Source organism: Pedobacter lithocola (assembly GCF_042650845.1).
GTDB lineage: Bacteria > Bacteroidota > Bacteroidia > Sphingobacteriales > Sphingobacteriaceae > Pedobacter > Pedobacter lithocola.
Genome location: NZ_JBHSBW010000013.1, coordinates 554,284 through 574,157 on the forward strand (window position 1 = coordinate 554,284; position 19,874 = coordinate 574,157).

General features: G+C 35.9%; 15 protein-coding genes. 13 read left to right on the top strand and 2 right to left on the bottom strand.

The window, feature by feature from the left end:
- The first annotated feature begins 216 nt into the window (after positions 1-216).
- The 13 genes from ACFOWA_RS16485 to ACFOWA_RS16545 all read left to right on the top strand — a co-directional run bounded on the left by ACFOWA_RS16485 (position 217) and on the right by ACFOWA_RS16545 (position 16,670).
- A complete protein-coding gene (locus ACFOWA_RS16485) occupies positions 217-1,554 on the top strand; it encodes a sigma-54-dependent transcriptional regulator (RefSeq protein ID WP_378987090.1) in 1,338 nt (445 codons plus the stop codon).
- Positions 1,555-1,621: 67 nt separating this feature from the next.
- Entirely contained in the window at positions 1,622-2,593 is a 972-nt protein-coding gene (locus ACFOWA_RS16490; protein ID WP_378987093.1) for a hypothetical protein, read from the top strand.
- 6 nt (positions 2,594-2,599) lie between these two features.
- Positions 2,600-3,202, top strand: a complete 603-nt coding sequence (locus ACFOWA_RS16495; protein WP_378987096.1) for a M1 family aminopeptidase — start codon at positions 2,600-2,602, stop codon at positions 3,200-3,202.
- 186 nt (positions 3,203-3,388) lie between these two features.
- Positions 3,389-4,015, top strand: a complete 627-nt coding sequence (locus ACFOWA_RS16500; protein WP_378987098.1) for an N-acetyltransferase — start codon at positions 3,389-3,391, stop codon at positions 4,013-4,015.
- Positions 4,005-5,117, top strand: a complete 1,113-nt coding sequence (locus ACFOWA_RS16505) for a M20/M25/M40 family metallo-hydrolase (protein WP_378987101.1) — start codon at positions 4,005-4,007, stop codon at positions 5,115-5,117. Before ACFOWA_RS16500 ends, ACFOWA_RS16505 begins: the two co-directional genes overlap by 11 nt.
- Before the next feature lie 264 nt (positions 5,118-5,381).
- The gene (locus ACFOWA_RS16510; RefSeq protein ID WP_082468366.1) at positions 5,382-5,459 is read left to right on the top strand and encodes a potassium-transporting ATPase subunit F; all 78 of its coding nucleotides are present in this window, start codon (positions 5,382-5,384) and stop codon (positions 5,457-5,459) included.
- A gap of 34 nt (positions 5,460-5,493) precedes the next feature.
- Positions 5,494-7,212, top strand: a complete 1,719-nt coding sequence (gene kdpA, locus ACFOWA_RS16515; protein ID WP_378987104.1) for a potassium-transporting ATPase subunit KdpA — start codon at positions 5,494-5,496, stop codon at positions 7,210-7,212.
- A gap of 104 nt (positions 7,213-7,316) precedes the next feature.
- Positions 7,317-9,344 carry a potassium-transporting ATPase subunit KdpB gene (gene kdpB / locus ACFOWA_RS16520; RefSeq protein ID WP_123205613.1) on the top strand — a complete coding sequence of 676 codons (2,028 nt, stop codon included), beginning with the start codon at positions 7,317-7,319 and terminating at the stop codon, positions 9,342-9,344.
- An 82-nt stretch (positions 9,345-9,426) separates the two neighbouring features.
- Positions 9,427-9,987: a K(+)-transporting ATPase subunit C gene (locus tag ACFOWA_RS16525; RefSeq protein ID WP_378987108.1), complete on the top strand. Its 561-nt coding sequence runs from the start codon at positions 9,427-9,429 to the stop codon at positions 9,985-9,987.
- 142 nt (positions 9,988-10,129) lie between these two features.
- Positions 10,130-11,200: a porin gene (locus ACFOWA_RS16530; RefSeq protein WP_378987110.1), complete on the top strand. Its 1,071-nt coding sequence runs from the start codon at positions 10,130-10,132 to the stop codon at positions 11,198-11,200.
- A gap of 181 nt (positions 11,201-11,381) precedes the next feature.
- On the top strand, positions 11,382-12,500 hold the full coding sequence (locus tag ACFOWA_RS16535) for a sensor protein KdpD (protein ID WP_378987113.1): 1,119 nt from the start codon (positions 11,382-11,384) through the stop codon (positions 12,498-12,500).
- Between the two features lie 290 nt (positions 12,501-12,790).
- A complete protein-coding gene (locus ACFOWA_RS16540) occupies positions 12,791-14,539 on the top strand; it encodes an ATP-binding protein (protein WP_378987116.1) in 1,749 nt (582 codons plus the stop codon).
- Between the two features lie 481 nt (positions 14,540-15,020).
- Complete coding sequence (locus ACFOWA_RS16545) at positions 15,021-16,670, top strand: ATP-binding protein (RefSeq protein WP_378987120.1); 1,650 nt, start codon at positions 15,021-15,023, stop codon at positions 16,668-16,670.
- A 3-nt stretch (positions 16,671-16,673) separates the two neighbouring features.
- Here ACFOWA_RS16545 and ACFOWA_RS16550 read toward each other — a convergent pair whose 3' ends face one another.
- Together ACFOWA_RS16550 and ACFOWA_RS16555 are read right to left on the bottom strand one after the other, a co-directional pair.
- Entirely contained in the window at positions 16,674-17,150 is a 477-nt protein-coding gene (locus tag ACFOWA_RS16550; protein WP_378987122.1) for an acyl-CoA thioesterase, read from the bottom strand.
- Between the two features lie 283 nt (positions 17,151-17,433).
- Entirely contained in the window at positions 17,434-19,569 is a 2,136-nt protein-coding gene (locus ACFOWA_RS16555; RefSeq protein ID WP_378987125.1) for a glycoside hydrolase family 97 protein, read from the bottom strand.
- Positions 19,570-19,874 lie beyond the last annotated feature (305 nt).

Consider the following 19,874-nt stretch of genomic DNA (forward strand, 5'->3'; position numbering starts at 1 on the left):
TTGCTTTGTTGTATTTCAAAGATGCTAAAATGCTTTTATTTTGAAGCGCAGAAAACAAAATTGGTACAGAAATTTAATCAATTTGCTAAATATTAGCACAAACATTTTCTTTTGTTGATGTGGAAACAGATTTAAATGCTTTAAGCTTATCAACTCATAAAATCATCAAATAAATATCGGTTTGAATTTCTTAATATTGCCTCATAAATTTTACCTATGAATGGGATTGTCCTCATCATTGATGATGAAAAGAAAATTTGCAGTTTGCTTTCGCGGATTATTGAATTGGAGGGATTTAAAACTTTGCAAGCCAACACTGGCAAAGAAGGTTTAAAACTTTTAAAAACCAATGATGTAAACTTGGTTATTAGCGATGTAAAGTTACCTGATGTTAATGGCGTTGCTTTAGTAAAAGATATTAAAGCGATAAAACCATTTGTAGAAATTATAAATCTTACCGCTTACGGAACCATTGCAGATGGTGTTTTAGCCATAAAAAATGGTGCTTTTGATTATCTGGTAAAAGGCGATGATAATGATAAAATTATACCCTTGCTTTACAAGGCGATGGAGAAATCGAACCTGGAGCAAAGAGTTTTCGATTTGGAAAACAAGATAACCCGAAAGCACAGTTTTACCACTATTATTGGTACATCAAAAGCTTTAAAAGAGGCTATAGAGCTAGCTAAAAGAGTAAGTAAAACCGATACTACTGTTTTACTTTTAGGTGAAACCGGTACCGGGAAAGAGGTTTTTGCACAATCCATTCACTATGAAAGCCCAAGAGCAATGAAACCCTTTGTGGCTTTAAATTGCAGCGGTTTTAGTCCGGAGTTATTAGAAAGCGAATTGTTTGGTTATAAAGCCGGGGCTTTTACAGGAGCAAATAAAGATAAAAAAGGACTGCTGGAAGAGGCAAACGGTGGCACTTTATTTCTGGATGAAATTGGAGAAATGAACCTTGATTTGCAGGCTAAATTATTAAGGGTTTTAGAAAATCAGAGTTTTATAAAAGTTGGCGATACATTAACGCAGCAAGTAAATGTGCGAATTTTAGCTGCCACCAATAAAGATTTAAAATCTGATGCATCTACCGGAAAATTTCGTTCTGATTTATACTACCGCCTTTCGGTTTTCAGCATTACTTTACCTCCACTTAGAGAGCGTAAAGGTGATATTTTACCATTAGCAGAATATTATTTAAAAGAATTTTCAGATAAAGTAAACCGAAAAGGATTAAAGTTTGATGATAAAATTTTAGCGTTGCTAACGGAACATAGCTGGAAAGGAAACATCAGAGAATTAAAAAATATTATTGAAAGGCTGGTTATTTTATCAGATGGAGAAACGCTAAACACATCGGCTTTGCCGCCCGAATTTTATGAATTTTCGCCTTTAGAAAATGATTACAATTTGCAGCAAATAGAAAAGCAACACATCCAAAAAGTGCTTGTTCATACAAAAGGAAACAAGACCGAAACTTCGAGATTATTGGGAATTGGATTAACAACACTTTATCGTAAGATTGAGGAATACCAGATTAAGGAAATTTAAACTTTTAAACTTTACAACAAATTATTTGTCTTTAACCTAGTTTATCAAATTCATATAAAATATTAGCATGCGTAAATTTTTTCTAACCATCATTACCTCATTTCTAACGCTCACTTTATTTGCACAACAACCCTATTTTCAGCAAAGTTTAAAATACAGTATTGACGTTACCCTAAATGATAAAGAAAAATCGTTAAAAGGATTTGAAACGATCAATTACAAAAATAATTCTACAACAGCTCTTGATTTTATTTGGTTTCACATTTGGCCAAATGCTTATAAGAATGAATCGACAGCGCTTTTTCAGCAAATAAGAAGTGATACTTCACGAAAAGAGAAACTTCAAAATATTACTTACGGAAGCATTGATGGGCTAAACTTTAAAGTAGACGGACAAGCTGCAAAAACCGAAGCTCATCCAAATCCACAGTACATTGATATCATTAAATTAATACTCCCAAAAGCTTTAAAGCCTGGCGATTCCATCAACATAAGCACTGGTTTTAATGTAAAATTGCCAAATTATTTTTCTCGCTCGGGTTATGCCGATACAGAATTTATGATAACCCAATGGTACCCAAAACCCGCCGTTTTTGATAGAGACGGGTGGCATGAATTTCCATACTTAGATATGGGTGAATTTTATAGTGAATACGCTAATTATACGGTTAATATAACGTTGCCTTCAAACTATGTTGTGGGTGCAACTGGAGTTATGCAAAATGAAACCGAACTAGCAGATTACAAACGTATTGGAACTAAAAATGTATCGTTCAGAACCGATAAACCCGAACTATATAATCCAAAAACAAAATCGGCAACCAAAACTTTAGCTTATGCTATCAATAACGTTCCTGATTTTGCCTGGTTTGCTGATAAAGATTTGGTAATTCAATACGATACAGTGAAGCTTGCATCGGGTAAAGTTGTCGATGCTTTTAGCTATTACCACAATAAAAAAAATACACTTTGGGTTAACAGTATTGATTATATAAAAGATGCAACTCAAAAATACAGCAAATGGATTGGTGAATACTAATACCCTGTGGTACAAGCAATTGAAGGACCAAAAAATAACGCCAGCGGTGGTATGGAGTATCCAACAATAACACTAATCACAAGTCCTGATGCTAAAAAAGAAAGCTTAGATGGTGTAATTACGCATGAAGTTGGGCACAATTGGTTTATGAGTATGCTTGGCAGTAACGAGCGCATGCACACATGGCAAGATGAAGGTTTTAATACTTTTTATCAATTCAGATACGAAGCAGAAAAATATAAATCAAACTCTATTTTTGGCGATGCCATTCTAGCTAGTTTAAAAGATTTGCCAACTGATAAATTTCTATCAAGTATTTATGGTGCATTGGCAAACGTACCTATGCAATCAGCTATAGAAACGCCCGCAGCGGACTTTAAAACATCTGAAGAATATGGTTTGATTTCGTATGCAAAAACAGCATTATGGTTGTATATACTAGAAGCAGAAATTGGTTCAGAGAAGTTTGATAAAGCTTTCCAAGCTTACTTTAGCGAATGGAAAAATAAACATCCATCTCCGGCAGATTTTAAAGCTTCTATGGAAAAATCGCTTGGTGTAAATTTAGATAAGTATTTTGCGTTGCTAAATCAACAAGGAAAATTCTAAATTAATCGTTCAAATAATATTCCTTTTTAAAATGAAATAAACCCTTCCAAAACGGAAGGGTTTATTTTTTTGCCAAAAATCAACAGAAATATTTTTCTATTATTTTACTCGTTAAAGTTCATTTTTTATGCTTTTAAATATTCAGGTGCTGCATTTGATATAGCGAGCGTATGAAATTTAAAAAAAATGGATAATCAGATAATATTTATACGTGTTGCCAACTTTCGGGATACGATTTATGCCGAAGAAATCAAATCAGAAACAGAAAATAGTGCTATTGCCCGTGGCTCGGGTATTGCTAAAAGAAGTATTGAATCAATAATCGAAAAAATGGTTTGTGGTAAAGCAGTTATTGCTGTAACAAATCATGGTGAGTGGGTTGGCTTTTCCTATTTCGAAACCTGGGAAGAAGGCAAATTTGTTTCAAATTCGGGGTTAATAGTTTCTCCGAAATTTAGAAATTCTGGAGTAGCCAAAAGCATCAAACAAAAAATCTTCAAATTGTCGCACAGGTTATATCCAAATGCAAAAATTTTCAGCATAACATCTGGTGCGGCTATTATGCACATGAATGCACAGTTAGGATTTTTACCAGTAACCTTTGCAGAAATTACCCATGATGAGCGTTTTTGGAAAGGATGTGAAAGCTGCGTGAACTATGATATTTTAGAAAGGAAAAAGAAGCGAAACTGCCTTTGTACAGCTATGCTTTTCGACCCGGAAAATATTATAGAAATCCCACTCTATTCTACAGAAAAAAACAACCATTTCAATCAAAAAACTCAATTTAAATCCCTTCAAAATGAATTTTAGTACTGAGCAAAATGTGGTTACAACACCCGATTTAAATGAGCTTTACACTAAAGCCATCAAACTGCTAAAAAACCTAATTGCAACACCATCATTTAGTGGAGAAGAATTGGAAACAGCAAATTTAATCGAGGCCTTTTTAAACGAACATCATGTTTTTACATTTAGAACGCATAACAACATTTGGTGCTACAATAAAAATTTTGATGAAACGCTGCCAACAATATTACTCAATTCACATCATGATACGGTGAGGCCTAATGGCCAGTACACCAGAAATCCTTTCGAACCAATTATGGAAAACGACAAGATTTATGGTTTAGGAAGTAATGATGCTGGCGGACCTTTGGTTTCCTTGATATCAACCTTCCTATATTTTTACGAACAGGAAAACTTACCGTTTAACCTTTGTTTAGCCGCTACTGCTGAAGAAGAAAATTCTGGCGATAAAGGCATAAAAAGCATTTTAAATCATTTAAAGCCAATTTCATTTGCAATTGTTGGCGAACCAACCTGTATGGAAATGGCCATAGCAGAAAAAGGTTCGATGGTTTTAGATTGTCATTCAAAAGGTGTTGCCGGGCATGCAGCTAGGGATGAAGGCGATAATGCCATTTATAAAGCCATAAAAGACATTAACTGGTTCATAAATTATCGTTTCCCGATTGAAGATAACTTACCCCAAGCCGTAAAAATGAGTGTTACCCAAATAAACGCAGGCATACAACACAATATAATCCCATCAGATTGTGCTTTTTCTGTAGATATTCGTTTTGACCACAACTACACGCAAAAAGAAATCCTGAATACGATTATAAACCATACCGATTGTCAGTTCAAAGTTCGGCACAATGTGTTGCAACCTTCAAATATCGATATTCACCATCCTATTGTCGCATCTGGATTAAGTATAGGCCGAAAAACCTATTCATCTCCAACCAGTTCGGACCAAGGCTGGCTAAACATGCCTTCTGTAAAAATGGGACCTGGAAATTCTTCTCGTTCACACACAGCCGATGAGTTTATCCTTGTTGAAGAAATAGAAGAAGGCATAACATTATACATCAGGTTGCTACAACAATTGAATTTAAACGAATCATTTTAAGTATTATAACGCCTTTCCAAAAAAGAAAAAACCCTTCCAAAACGGAAGGGTTTTTTTATGTTCAAAATATCGAATTACACCATTAATAAACATAAGTAACTGATAATAAATAACTTAACATTACACTGTGTGCATCGGCACAAGAGTTGGCAATAGGCATTTTATAAATCAATAAGTTATGACAATTATCCTGTTTTTAATTCTAATCCTGCTCTGCTGGGCAACTTACCTTTCTATCGATTGGTTTGAAAAAATTTAAAGAAAATGTTAGCACTATTCATCATCGCAATCGCCGTATTTATCTATATGATTTACGTGTTGATTAAACCCGAAAAATTTTAGCCTCCCTTAAAGGCAATTTAAAAAACATTTAAAAATGAACACTGAATTAACCGGCATTATTGCCACCTTCCTGCTTACCTTAATTATAGCCATTCCTTTGGGAAAATACTTGGCAAAGGTATTTGCAGGAGAGAAAGTCTGGACAGACTTTTTAAAACCGCTCGAAAACGGAATTTACAAACTTTCAGGCATCAACGTTAAAGAACAGATGGACTGGAAACAACAATTAAAAGCCTTACTAACCATCAATGTTTTATGGTTGGTTTATGGTTTTTTTGTATTGATATTTCAAGATAAGCTGCCATTTAACCCTGATGGAAACCCAGGCATGACGCCTGATTTGGCTTTTAATACCATCATCAGTTTCGTAGCCAACTGTAATCTCCAACATTATTCGGGAGAAAGCGGTGTAAGTTATTTGACACAACAATATGTGTTGATGTTTCTTCAATTTGTAAGTGCTGCAACTGGTATTGCCGCAGCAGTAGTATTGTTTAAAGCTTTTAGAGATAAAACTGCAACACAATTGGGCAACTTCTGGGAGTTTTTTGTAAAAGCAATTACCCGTTTATTATTGCCATTATCTATCATTATGGCTTTAATCTTAACTTTTAATGGCACACCAGCAAGTTACGAAGGTAAAGACCAGTTTATTTCTGTTCAGGGCGATACGGTTAATGTTTCTCGCGGACCTGCAGCACAAATGATTGCCATTAAACATTTAGGAACAAATGGTGGTGGTTATTTCGGTGTTAACTCTGCGCATCCATTTGAAAACCCCAACTACTTTACCAATATGGTAGAGCTTATTGCACAGGTAATTATACCGATAGCAATGGTTATTGCATTTGGTTACTTCATCAGAAGAAAAAAATTAGCCTGGACCATTTTCGGTGTAATGACGATTGGGTTGTTCCTGTTACTTATCCCGATGATAAGTTCAGAACTTGGCGGTAATCCTGCCTTGGCTAAAATGGGCATTTCGCAAACAACAGGCGCCATGGAAGGCAAGGAAGTTCGTTTTGGACCAGCAGCCTCAGCTTATTGGGCAACTGTTACTACGATTATCTCTACAGGTTCAGTAAACAGCATGCATGATAGTACAATGCCAATGTCGGGCACATGGCAATTGTTAGGTATGATGATTAATGCATTTTATGGTGGTTGTGGTGTTGGATTATTAAACTATTTCATTTACCTGATTATCGCCGTATTTATTTCGGGTTTAATGGTAGGTAGAACGCCAGAATTTTTAGGCCACAAAGTAGAGGCCAGAGAGATTAAAATTGCTGCGATTATTACGCTGTTAAGTCCATTTATGATTTTAGCAGGAACGGCAATTGCCAGTTATGTATTTACCAATCATGGTGATTCAGCCTGGGCAGTGCAACCAAAAGCGTGGTTAAATAACCCTGGTTTCCATGGCTTCTCTGAAATGCTTTATGAAGTAACATCATCAAACGCAAACAATGGTTCTGGTTTTGAAGGTTTAGGCGATAATAACGTATTCTGGAATGTACTTACAGGTGTAATTATATTCCTTGGTCGTTTCTTACCAATCATTGGTCCGGTTGCTATTGCAGGTTTATTAGGTGCTAAAAAATTCATCCCAGAATCTGCAGGAACATTAAAACCAGATACAAAAACATTCGCGTTGATGACCTTTGCTGTGATTTTAGTACTGAATGCACTTTCTTATTTCCCGGCGCTGGCTTTAGGTCCGTTGGCAGAATATTTTACACTAATTAGGTAGAATGTAAGATGGAAGATGGGTAGGAAATGTGTTAAAACATGATCCATTTTACATCCTCCATTTTTCATCAAACATATTACATCAAACATCTTACATAAATTAAAATGAAACCCAATAATAAATTGTTCGAACCTGCTTTAGTGCAAACTGCATTAAAACAATCTTTCATCAAACTCGACCCACGGGTAATGGTTCGTAACCCGGTTATGTTCACTGTAGAAGTGGGTACACTTGTAATGGCTTACGTTACAGTTTACTCTTTCAGCAACAGCGGACAAGGCTCTCCTTTGTATAACTTTTTCATCTTCCTCGTGCTTTTGCTTACCGTTCTGTTTGCCAATTTTGCGGAGGCCATTGCCGAGGCAAGAGGAAAAGCACAAGCGGATAGCTTACGTAAAACACGTGAAGAAACACCTGCAAAAGTACTTTTAGATAATGGAACAATCGAAATCCGTTCTTCAAATCAGTTAAAAAAAGGCGATGTATTTGTTTGCGAAACAGGCGATACAATTCCTACTGACGGAGAAATTATCGAAGGTATTGCAACCATCGATGAATCGGCTATTACAGGAGAATCTGCTCCGGTAATTCGCGAATCTGGTGGCGATAAATCATCCGTTACTGGTGGTACAAAAGTATTATCAGATGAGATAAAAGTGCAAGTAAGTACTGCACCTGGTGAAAGCTTTTTAGATAAAATGATTGCTTTGGTAGAGGGCGCATCCCGTCAGAAAACACCAAATGAAATTGCTTTAACTATTCTTTTAGCCAGCTTTACTTTGGTGTTCATCATCGTTTGCGTAACCTTAAAACCTTTCGCAGATTATGCAAATACACCAATCACCATTGCAGCTTTAATTTCGCTTTTCGTATGTTTAATTCCAACAACAATTGGCGGTTTATTATCAGCCATCGGTATTGCCGGAATGGACAGAGCTTTAAGGGCCAATGTAATTACCAAATCTGGTAAAGCGGTAGAAACTGCAGGCGATATTGATGTTTTGCTTTTGGATAAAACCGGAACCATTACCATTGGTAACCGTAAAGCAACCAACTTCTACCCTACTGCAGGCGTAATTATTAAAGATTTTACGGATGCTTGTGTACTGAGTTCTTTAGCTGATGAAACCCCAGAGGGAAAATCGATTATCGAATTGGCTGCTGAACAAGGATTTAAAAATTCGGGTACGCCTCAAGGTTCTACGTTTATCAAATTTACTGCCGAAACCCGTTCTAGCGGATTGGATACAGTAGATGGAAGACGCATTAGAAAAGGTGCTTTTGATTCCATCAGAAACATTGTAGAAAAAGCAGGAAATATTTTCCCATCGGATATTGAAGACCACGTTAAAGCCATCGCAACAAACGGTGGAACGCCACTAGTGGTTTCTGAAAATGAAAAAGCGCTGGGTGTTATCGAATTGCAGGATATTATCAAACCAGGCATTAGCGAACGTTTTGAACGCTTGCGCAAAATGGGTGTTAAAACTGTAATGGTAACTGGTGATAACCCCTTAACTGCCAAATACATTGCCGAAAAAGCTGGTGTAGATGATTTTATTGCTGAGGCAAAACCTGAGGATAAAATGAACTACATTAAAGATGAACAAGCTTTAGGTAAATTGGTTGCCATGATGGGTGATGGAACAAATGATGCTCCGGCACTTGCACAAGCTGATGTTGGTGTTGCCATGAACAGTGGAACACAAGCTGCAAAAGAGGCAGGAAATATGGTTGATTTAGATAACGACCCAACCAAGTTAATCGAAATTGTAGAAATCGGTAAACAGTTATTAATTACCCGAGGAACGTTAACTACATTTTCTATTGCCAATGATGTGGCGAAGTATTTTGCCATAGTACCCGCATTATTTATCGCCTCAATTCCGGCTTTGCAAAGCTTAAATATTATGGGCTTGCATTCTCCGGAAAGTGCAATTATGTCGGCTGTTATTTTCAACGCGATTATCATTCCGATTTTAATTCCATTGGCGTTAAAAGGCGTGGCATACAAACCAATTGGCGCAACCGCTTTATTACGTAGAAACCTGTTTATTTATGGTATTGGCGGTGTGGTAGCACCATTTATAGGCATTAAAATAATTGATTTACTAGTTGGATTATTTGTATAAACGTGCCTTAAGCTCTAGCAAATTTAATAGCAAATAGCAAAAGAAATTTGTTAGAGTTTGAAGAAGAAAAAAAAATAAAATCATGAAAAAATACATCATACAATCGATACGCTTAACCTTAGTTTTAATCGTATTATTATGCATCATTTACCCAATCAGCATTGCACTTGCAGGCAAACTATCTAAAGGAAATGGTGGTGGCGAAAAAATCACTAAAAACGGAAAAACTGTTGGCTACGAACTTTTAGGTCAGTCGTTTACCAAACCAGAATATTTTTGGGGCAGACCATCAGCAGTTGGATACAACGCAGCAGGTTCTGCAGGTTCGAACAAAGGACCATCAAATCCGGATTATTTGAAAGATGTTCAATCAAGAATTGATACGCTTTTAAAATACAATCCAGGCTTAGAAAAATCTCAAATCCCTGCAGATATGGTTACTGCATCAGGAAGTGGTTTAGACCCAAACATTTCTGAACAAGGCGCTGCCATTCAAATTGCAAGAGTTGCTAAAGCAAGAAAAATCAGCGAGCAAAAAGTTAAAGAAATGGTAGCAATGAACACTTTAAAACCTTTATTTGGCTTATTTGGTCCATCATCGGTTAACGTATTGAAATTGAATTTGGCATTAGATAATTTGTAATAGCTCATCTCGTAATTTCCAGGTACGAAGGATTTATGGCATTCAATATAATCTATTGATGTTAGTTTACTTCGTACCTCGCATGGACGACCGCTTGAAAAATTTGTAAACATATTAAATCAGTACATCACTAGATACAATAATGAAAAAACTAATCACTCTTATAATAACATTAACAGCAACCCTTACCGCTTTCGCTCAAGACGAGCCAAAAGTTAAATTCTCTGGTTACTTAGAAACTTACTATGGCTACGATTTTAACAAGCCTGCCGATCATAATCGCCCGGGATTTATTTATTCGCACAACCGTACCAACGAGGTAAATTTAAATTTAGGATTTATAAAAGCGGCTTACGATAGCGGCACCATTAGAGCAAACGTTGCCGTTATGGCCGGAACTTATGCAAATGCAAATTTAGCTGCAGAACCTGGTGTTTTGAAAAACATTTTCGAGGCAAATGTAGGCGTAAAACTTTCAAAATCAGAAAATTTATGGGTAGATGCCGGTATCTTCTCCTCACACATTGGTTTTGAAAGTGCCATTTCTAAAGATTGCTGGGTACTAACCAGAAATATTTCTTCAGAAAACACACCATATTATGAATCAGGAGCTAAAATATCTTATGGCACACAAGATGGAAAATTAATTGCTACCTTACTTTATTTAAACGGATGGCAAAGAATTACCCGCCAAAATGGAAATAATAAACCCGCTGGTGGTTTGCAATTAACCTGGAAACCAACCGATAAAATTACCTTAAACTATAGCAATTACTTAGGAACTGAAGGAGCAGATTCTGTTCGTGTGAATCGTTTTTACCACAATGTTTACGCAATTTACCAGGTAACCGATAAATTTGGCTTAACAGTTGGTTTCGATTATGGTACACAACAAAAATTAAAAGGCATTAGCGATAAAAACGAGGTGATTTCGCCAGTAGTTATTGCACAATATAAATTTGCCGATAAATGGGCAATTGCTGGTAGATACGAATATTATGAAGATAAAAATGGTATTTTTATTTCAACAGGAACTCCTAACGGATTTAAAACAAACGGTTATTCTTTAAACTTAGATTATTCACCAATTCAGAATGCAGTAATTCGTTTAGAGGGTAAAACTTATGATAGCAAGGATAAAATTTTTGTACGAGAAAATAGTTCGGTTAACGCAAATACAACCTTAACAGCAAGCATCGCAGTAGCATTTTAGCTATGTAAGATGGATGAGGGGAGATGGAAAATGGATGGATGCATGATCGAAAATGAAAGAGGGATAATGGAAGAGGTAAAATGGCGTTCACTATATTAATACATCTTGCACATTTACCATCATCCACCTTCCACCTCGCCCATCTTCCCTCTCACATCTTACATCTTACATTATTAAAACCATGAAAGACGATTCGGTTAAAAAGTTTCTCGAACTGATAAAAAAATCAAGAAGGGGAAAACTCAAAATCTACATTGGGATGAGCGCCGGTGTGGGCAAAACCTATCGGATGCTACAAGAATCTCATGCTCTTTTGCGCAATGGAATTGATGTTTGCATTGGTTATGTAGAAACTCATAAAAGAGCTGAAACCGAAGCGCTGGTTGCTGGTTTGCCAATAATCCCAAGGAAAAATATTTTCTACAGAGGTAAGGAAATTGATGAAATGGATTTGCAAGGCATTTTAAACCGGCATCCAGAAATTGTTGTGGTTGATGAATTGGCGCATACCAATGCCGAGGGAAGTAAAAACTTCAAACGCTGGCAAGATGTTTTCGATTTATTAGAAGCCGGAATTAGTGTAATATCAGCCGTAAATATTCAGCATTTAGAAAGTATAAACGAAGAAATTGAGCAGATAACCGGCATCAATGTTACCGAGCGAATTCCCGATAAAATTTTAGAAATTGCTGATGAAATCGTAAACATCGATTTAACCGCTGATGAATTAGTTACCAGACTAAAAGAGGGAAAAATATATGATAAAAGTAAAATTGAAAGGGCATTAGAAAACTTTTTTCAGGCCGATAAAATTTTACAATTAAGAGAACTCGCTTTGAAAGAAGTGGTTCATCAGGTGGAGCGAAAAATCCAAACTGAAATACCAAAATCAATCAAATTACGACCAGAAAGGTTCTTAGCCTGCATATCATCCAATGCAGAAACTGCAGGTGTAGTAATTAGAAAAACCGCTCGTCTGGCCTCTTATTATCGGTCTTCATGGGTGGTTTTATACGTACAAAGTGATGCCGAAAGTTTCGATAAGATTAAACTGGATAAACAGCGACATTTAATTAATCATTTTAAACTGGCTACAGAGTTAGGCGCCGAAGTAATCAAAATCAAAAGCAATCAGGTTACACAAAGTATTATCAACATGGCAACTGAAAAAGAAATTACAACCATTTGTATTGGCAAACCACATTTAAATATTTTTCAAGTGATTATGCGAACGGCAATTTTTAACCAACTGTTGCGTAATTTAGCCAGTCAGGAAATAGATTTGGTTATACTTTCGTAAATAAAATATACCACCTAAGACACCAAAGAACATATAAGCTTAATTTTACTAAGGTGATAAAATTTAAGAAATAGATTTAGTTAACCCAATCGTAAATAAAATATACCCCCCTAAGACACCTAAGAACATATAAGCTTAGCTTTACTGAGTTGTCTAAGGTGGTAAAAAATAAAATGCAACCGCAAAGAACACAAAGACAAAACGCAAAGAACCCAAAGTTTAAAGCAAGTAGCATTGCGTCTATTTGCGAAAAGCTCCGTGAACTTTGCAGTTAAAAAAAACAAAACACCATGAAAATAAAAACCAAGCTCCGCCTCGGATTCGGATTTCTCTTCATCATCGTTCTATCCTTCGGATTAATCGCATTATTTTTCCTAAATGAGCTTTCAGATAAATCAAAAGTTATTCTGAAAGACAATTACAAATCTTTAAGATATGTGGCTTCCATGCGAAATATTGTAGATGAGCATGCCTTTCCCCTATCGCCAGAGGTAGCTCAAAGCTTTGCAAAAAACCTGAAAGATGAAGGCAATAACATCACCGAATCAGGAGAAAAAGATGCTTTTATTAAACTGGAATCCAGTTTTAATCAACTCCAGAATGCCAATTTAAGCTTACAGCAAAAGAACATAAGAGATTTACGTTCGGCACTTCAAAAGATTGAAGAACTGAATTTAAAAGCAATCTATGCGAAGAATGAGCTCGCTAACGAGGCCGCAGGCAGGGCAAATTTGTACATCATGATTGCAGCAACTTTGAGTTTTATTATCCTCTTCACCTTCATCGTTAATTTCCCTGGTTTTGTGGCGAATCCTTTGGCTGAATTTAGTGCAGCAATTCGGGGCATTAGTCGCAAAAATTACAAGCAACGTTTAACTTTTGATAACAATGATGAATTTACTGAACTTGCAGATGCATTTAACGGCATGGTGGTTAAATTAAACGAATGGGAAAACAGCAATCTATCCAAACTTAAATCAGAAAAACTGCGAATCGAGGCCATAATTGCCCAAATGCAAGATGCCATCATTGGTTTAAACGAAAAAGGTGAAATTCTGTTTTTAAATCATTTGGCAGCAAAGCTGATGAACTTAGATGAAGAAAAAATCGTTGGTCAGAATGCTACTGAATTGATGAAAAAGAACGAGCTTTTGAAAAGAATTATCAAACCAGAAACGGAGGATAAAACACTAAAAATTTACGCAGATGAAAAGGAGTCATATTTCTTGCTCGAAAACCGTGAAATCATCATCCCGAATTATGATACGCCAGAAGGCAAAACCTTATTTGAGTCTTCTAAATCATCTGGAAGCGTGTACGTATTAAAAAACATTACACAATTTAAAGAATTGGATGAGGCTAAAACTAATTTCATTGCAACGGTATCACATGAATTGAAAACTCCACTTTCATCAATAAAAATGAGTTTAAAACTGTTAAATGATGAGCGTGTTGGCGCTATGAATGAAGAGCAAAGTCAGTTGTTGAGCCACATTAAAGAAGATAGCGACAGATTGTTAAAAATCACCAGCGAACTACTGGATTTATCGCAGGTAGAAACCGGGAATTTAAAACTCACCTTTGCCATTACCAAGCCAGAAGATATTGTAAATTACGCAATAGATGCTGTTAAGTTTCAGGCAGACCAAAAATCAATTCACTTAGAATTAAATTGCGATAAAAATCTTCCAAACGTAAATGCTGATATTCAAAAAACTGCGTGGGTTTTGGTCAATTTTCTATCCAATGCTTTACGCTACAGTTCCGAAAAATCAAAAGTTGTAATTGATGTTTTCCAAAAAGATAAATTTATTCAGTTCTCTGTTCAGGATTTTGGAAAAGGTATTGACGAAAAATATCAAAAACGATTATTCGAACGTTATTTTCAGGTACCAACCGATGGACAAAACAAATCTGGTTCGGGTTTAGGTTTAGCCATTTCCAAAGATTTTATCGAGGCCGAAGATGGTAAAATTTGGGTAATTAGTGCAATTGGCGAAGGCAGTAAATTTTGCTTTACCTTACCTGTGGCTGGTTAAATTTTTGTTATCAATGTTTCTTTCGCAATGCGATACTGGTATTTTTTTATTTTATTATACTAACCAATATTATTGACCATTAAGAAATTAAGAAAATACAGTAAGTACTTAATCCAGTTATGTTAAGATTAGCTTATAAACCTGGGGTCGATTATTAATTTCCCTCGAATTATTAATAAGCTGCATTTTTAGTGTTCGTCACCCTGAATTTATTTCAGGGTCTTATTTGCAGGAAATCTGCTGAAATAAAATTCAGCAAGACGTATCGTACAAGCAATACCGCGATAAGCAGAAAATATTAAGTTTAAGAATCGAACTCAAGTTAAAATGCATAAAATATTTATACTTCGCCAAGTTCGGTACGACATATAATATCTTAGTAACCCATCGGCACAAAGCTTTAACAAAATGCAAACATATCTTTGATGATCTTGTTATTATCAGATATTTAATTTTTTGATAGAGATTATCCTGCTATTTTATGAGTTCAGATTCTTTGTATTTAAGTTCAGAGCAACTGTTAGATGTATTTAACGTTACACCTACAGCAACCGCAATTCATATCGGAGAAGACGCTACCATACAAATGGCAAATGATAGCATGTTAACCATTTGGGGTAAAAACAGAAGTATAATTGGTTTGCCACTCGGCGAAGCATTACCCGAATTGAAAGGACAACCTTTTTTAGAAATGTTTAAAAAAGTGTGGAACGAAGGACTTGTAATTTCTGGAAAAGATACCGCAGCAGATTTAATTATTGATGGCGAGCTTAAAACCTTTTATTTTGATTTTGAATATCGGACAATCAAAAATGATGAAGGTAAAACACTTTGCATTTTGCACACCGCAATTGATGTTACAGAGCGGGTAATGAATCAAGAACAATTAAAGGATGCTGCAGAGAAAGAAATTGCATTAGAAAGAGAGCAGGCTTTAAATGAAGAATTGGCTACTATAAATGAAGAACTAGCCTCATCAAATGAAGAACTTAATGCAACGAACGAAGAGTTACACGAAGCAAGAGAAAATTTAAGCATTTTAAACCGCGAACTGGAGAATCGCGTTGAAGATAGGGTTAAAGATTTATCCGATACGGAGGAACGACTTCTACAAGCAATTGATACCGCTAATATGGGTACATGGAGTATAAACCCAGTAACGCTGGAAGTTACCATGTCTGATTTTGTTAAGAACATATTGGGTATTCCTTTAGATCAGAAGCCAAATTTAGAGTTGATTAATAAAGCTATACTTCCCGAGTATCATGATATGCTATCATCAACTTTAAAAAATGCAATTGAAAATCAAGAATCCAGTGATTCTGAATACCCAGTTAAAAATTTACAAACTGGCGTAATAAAGTGGGTTAAAGCCACGGGCAGGGTTTTTAAAAACAGAAGTGGAGTTCCTAGTGAGTATTCGGGTCTTTTTATGGACATAACAGAACGGAAACTTGATGAGTTGAGGAAAAACGACTTTATAGGAATGGTTAGCCACGAACTTAAAACACCATTAACTGCCCTAAATGGCTTTGTACAGGTTCTGCAACTTAAAGCCAAAAAATCTGAAGATGGTTTTGCGGCATTAGCACTCGAAAAGGCTTACAATCAAATTAAAAAAATGACTGTAATGATTAATGGCTTTTTAAATGTTTCTAGATTGGAATCGGGAAAACTTCAAGTTGATAAAAGAAAATTTGATTTAGAAGAGCTTTTTAAAGAAGTGGTAGAAGATGCAGGCATATTACAAAGTTCTCATAAAATTACTTTAGATATTGATAAATCTGTGGAGATTAATGCAGATAGAGATAAGATTGGCAATGTAATTTCGAACTTACTAAATAACGCGATAAAATATTCTCCCGGTGGAGGAGATATTGATGTGCATTGCACAACTGTTAACGATACTGTAACTTGCTACGTAAAAGATCATGGCATCGGGATTAAGCCAGATGACATTGACAAACTTTTTGAAAGATATTACCGTGTTGAAAGCAATCACACCATTGCAGGTTTTGGTATTGGTTTATACCTCAGTGCAGAAATTATACGCAGACATAAAGGTAAAATTTGGGTAGAAAGCGAAGTGAATAAAGGTTCTAGCTTCTATTTTAGTTTGCCTTTAAATTAGTATTTAAACAATGTAAGGTTCCATTTCTTTATCAATACTTTTCCGCAACTCCATTAATTTAATGGCATAACCATGCATCGCTATTTCCTTTTCGGTTTTTGGTGTAAAAGCTGGAATTGCTTTGGGTTGTCCATTATCATCAACAGCCACAAAAACGATAATACAATGTGTATTTTTAACAAAATCTGCTTGTCCAACTGGTTTTGAAAAAGCATCAACTGCAATGTGCATACTCGTTTTTCCGGTGTAAATTATCCTGGCTTCCATTTTTACTAAATGGCCAATATGCACCGGATGGAAAAACCTAATGCCACCAACATAAACTGTAACACAATAGGTTTGGCTCCATTGTAAAGCACAAGCAAAAGCAGCTTGGTCTATCCATTTCATCATCATACCACCGTGTACTTTTCCACCGTAATTTACATCAGATGGTTCACTTAAAAATTGCAGTTCGATGTGGTTTTTGATTTTAGCCATGTTGACAGGTTTAAAGTATTTAGATTAACCGCAAAGTACACAAAGTGAAACGCAAAGAAAATTAAGTTTTGCCTTTTTTCGATATCCTATCATTGTTAACTTGAAGATATAAAAAAATAGTTCAGATAGAGATTGCTTCATGCCTCGCAATTAAAGGCCGCCGATTGACTAATAAAAAAAGAGGGTGTTCATCTTTTTTTTTAAAAATGATACACCCTCTTAATAACAAATACACTTAGTGTGCTTTGTGAAAAACTTTACGCCTTTGCGGTTAAACCCAAACTTATTTTGCCATTATGCTAATTGCATAACCACCACCTGGCGCACAATATTGAGTTAATTTTGTTTTATTGGTTACCTCCATTTTACGAATGGTATAAGCTTTTGGATTGGTTTCATAATGAGCATCTTTCGCATCAGCATAGATGGTAGCTGTATATTTCTTACCAGCATCCAGAAAGCTAAAATTGATATTTGATGTGCGGGCAATTTCATCGTTAGTTCTTCCAACAAACCAGTTGTTTTTACCTTTCGCTTTACGGGCAAATGTAATGTAATCTCCAGGTTCAGCCTCTAAAACCTTTGTATCATCCCAATCAACAACCACATCTTTAATGAATTGAAATGCGTCCATATATTTATTGTAGGTTTCTGGCAAATCTGCAGCCATTTGCAACGGACTATACATGGTTACATACAAAGCTAGTTGACGAGCCAAAGTTGTGTGAACGAAAGACGTATTTTCAGGATTGTAAGCACTAACTTTGGTTTCAAAAATACCAGGCGTATAATCCATCGGACCACCAATTAAACGTGTGAAAGGTAAAATCGTTGTGTGGTCGGCATTGTTACCGCCAAACGCCTCATATTCGGTTCCACGGGCAGATTCGTTACCAATTAAATTTGGATACGTACGAGCCAAACCCGTCGGGCGAACAGCCTCATGCGCATTTACCATAATTTTGTATTCGGCAGCTTTTTCAATGGCATATAAATAATGATTGTTTAACCATTGGCCATAATGATGCTCTCCACGAGGAATCATATTACCCACGTAACCACTTTTTACGGCATCGTAGCCATTGGCCTTCATAAATTTATAAGCAATATCCAAATGCCTTTCATAATTACGAACCGATGAAGATGTTTCATGGTGCATAATCATTTTAATGCCTTTACTGGCTGCATAGCGATGCAACTCCTTCACATCAAAATCAGGGTATGGCGTTACAAAATCAAAAACATAATCTTTCGTTTTACCGAACCAGTCTTCCCAACCTTCATTCCATCCTTCAACCAAAACCGCGTCTAGGCCATTTTTTGCTGCAAAATCGATATACTCTTTTACGTGAGCTGTATTTGCTGCGTGTTTTCCGTTTGGCTTCGTTTTTGAATAATCAGTTACACCTAATTGCACACTGGTTAAATCGTTGTAAGCCCAGGTACTTTTTCCGGTAATCATTTCCCACCACACACCAACATATTTAGTTGGTTTTATCCACGAAACATCTTTAAATTTTGTAGGCTCGTTTAAATTGTATGTCAATTTCGATGTTAAAATATCGCCAGCTTTATCACTAACAATAATGGTTCTCCATGGTGATAAGCAAGGCGCTTGCAAATAACCTTTATCACCTACTGCATCAGGCGTTAACCACGATTCTAAAATCATGTTTTTATCATCAAGATTTAACGACATTAACGAGTAGTTAATCAAGGCTGCCTCATGAATGTTGATGTACAATCCATCTTTACTTTTCATCATTAAAGGCGTTTGTAAACCTGTTGGCGAAAACGTTGTTTGCGATGCATTTGGCGTAACCGCAGCTTTCATTTTACCACGTACTTCTGATAAGTTTGAAGTCATGGTGCTATATTCCTGCGTATCATAATCGCCAGGCAACCAAAATGCTTTATGGTCGCCAGCCAATGCGAATTGTGTTTTTTCTTCTTTTATTACGAAGTAATCAAGGTTTTTCTGTTCTGGAAATTCATATCTAAAACCCAAACCCTCATTAAACAAACGCAAACGAACAATGATAAAACGGTTGGTTTCTTTTTGGGTTAAAGTTACCGCCAACTCGTTATAATGATTTACGATTTCCTTTACCTCTCCCCAAACTGGTTTCCAGGTTTCGTTAAAAGTCTTGGTTTTTGTATCGGTTATGGAGAACCCATTCATTAAAGATTTCCCTTCTTTAAGCTCTAAACCCAGCTTACTGGTTTTAATTACATCTTTACCTTTGTATTTAAGGCTGTACGTTGGTACGCCGCCATCTGCAAGTGCAAATTTAGCGACCAGATTTGCATCAGGAGATTTTAATTCCTGAGCGAAAGCCGTTATGCCAATAAGCAAAAAGCAAAGTGTTGTTAATAATTTAGAGCGCTTAAGGGGTTTATAGTTTCGTTTTTTATTCACTGTATATAATTTATTTTAAAATTTGTTTTTATTGCTATTATAATCACCACCTAAGACATCTTCGTACACCTAAGCTTAATATTCTTAGCGGTGCTAAGTTGTTATTAAAAATTTGTTTTTCATTGCTATTATTCTTCACCACCTCAGCCATCTTAGTACAACTAATCTAAGTGTTCTTAGGTGCATTAGGTGGTTAAATCATCTTATGGTAAATAACTAGATTCATAAGTTATTCATTTTATTTTAACATATAAGACATTTAAGGAAATAGAAGCTTGAATTTAATCTAAGGTTATCCTGTTTTA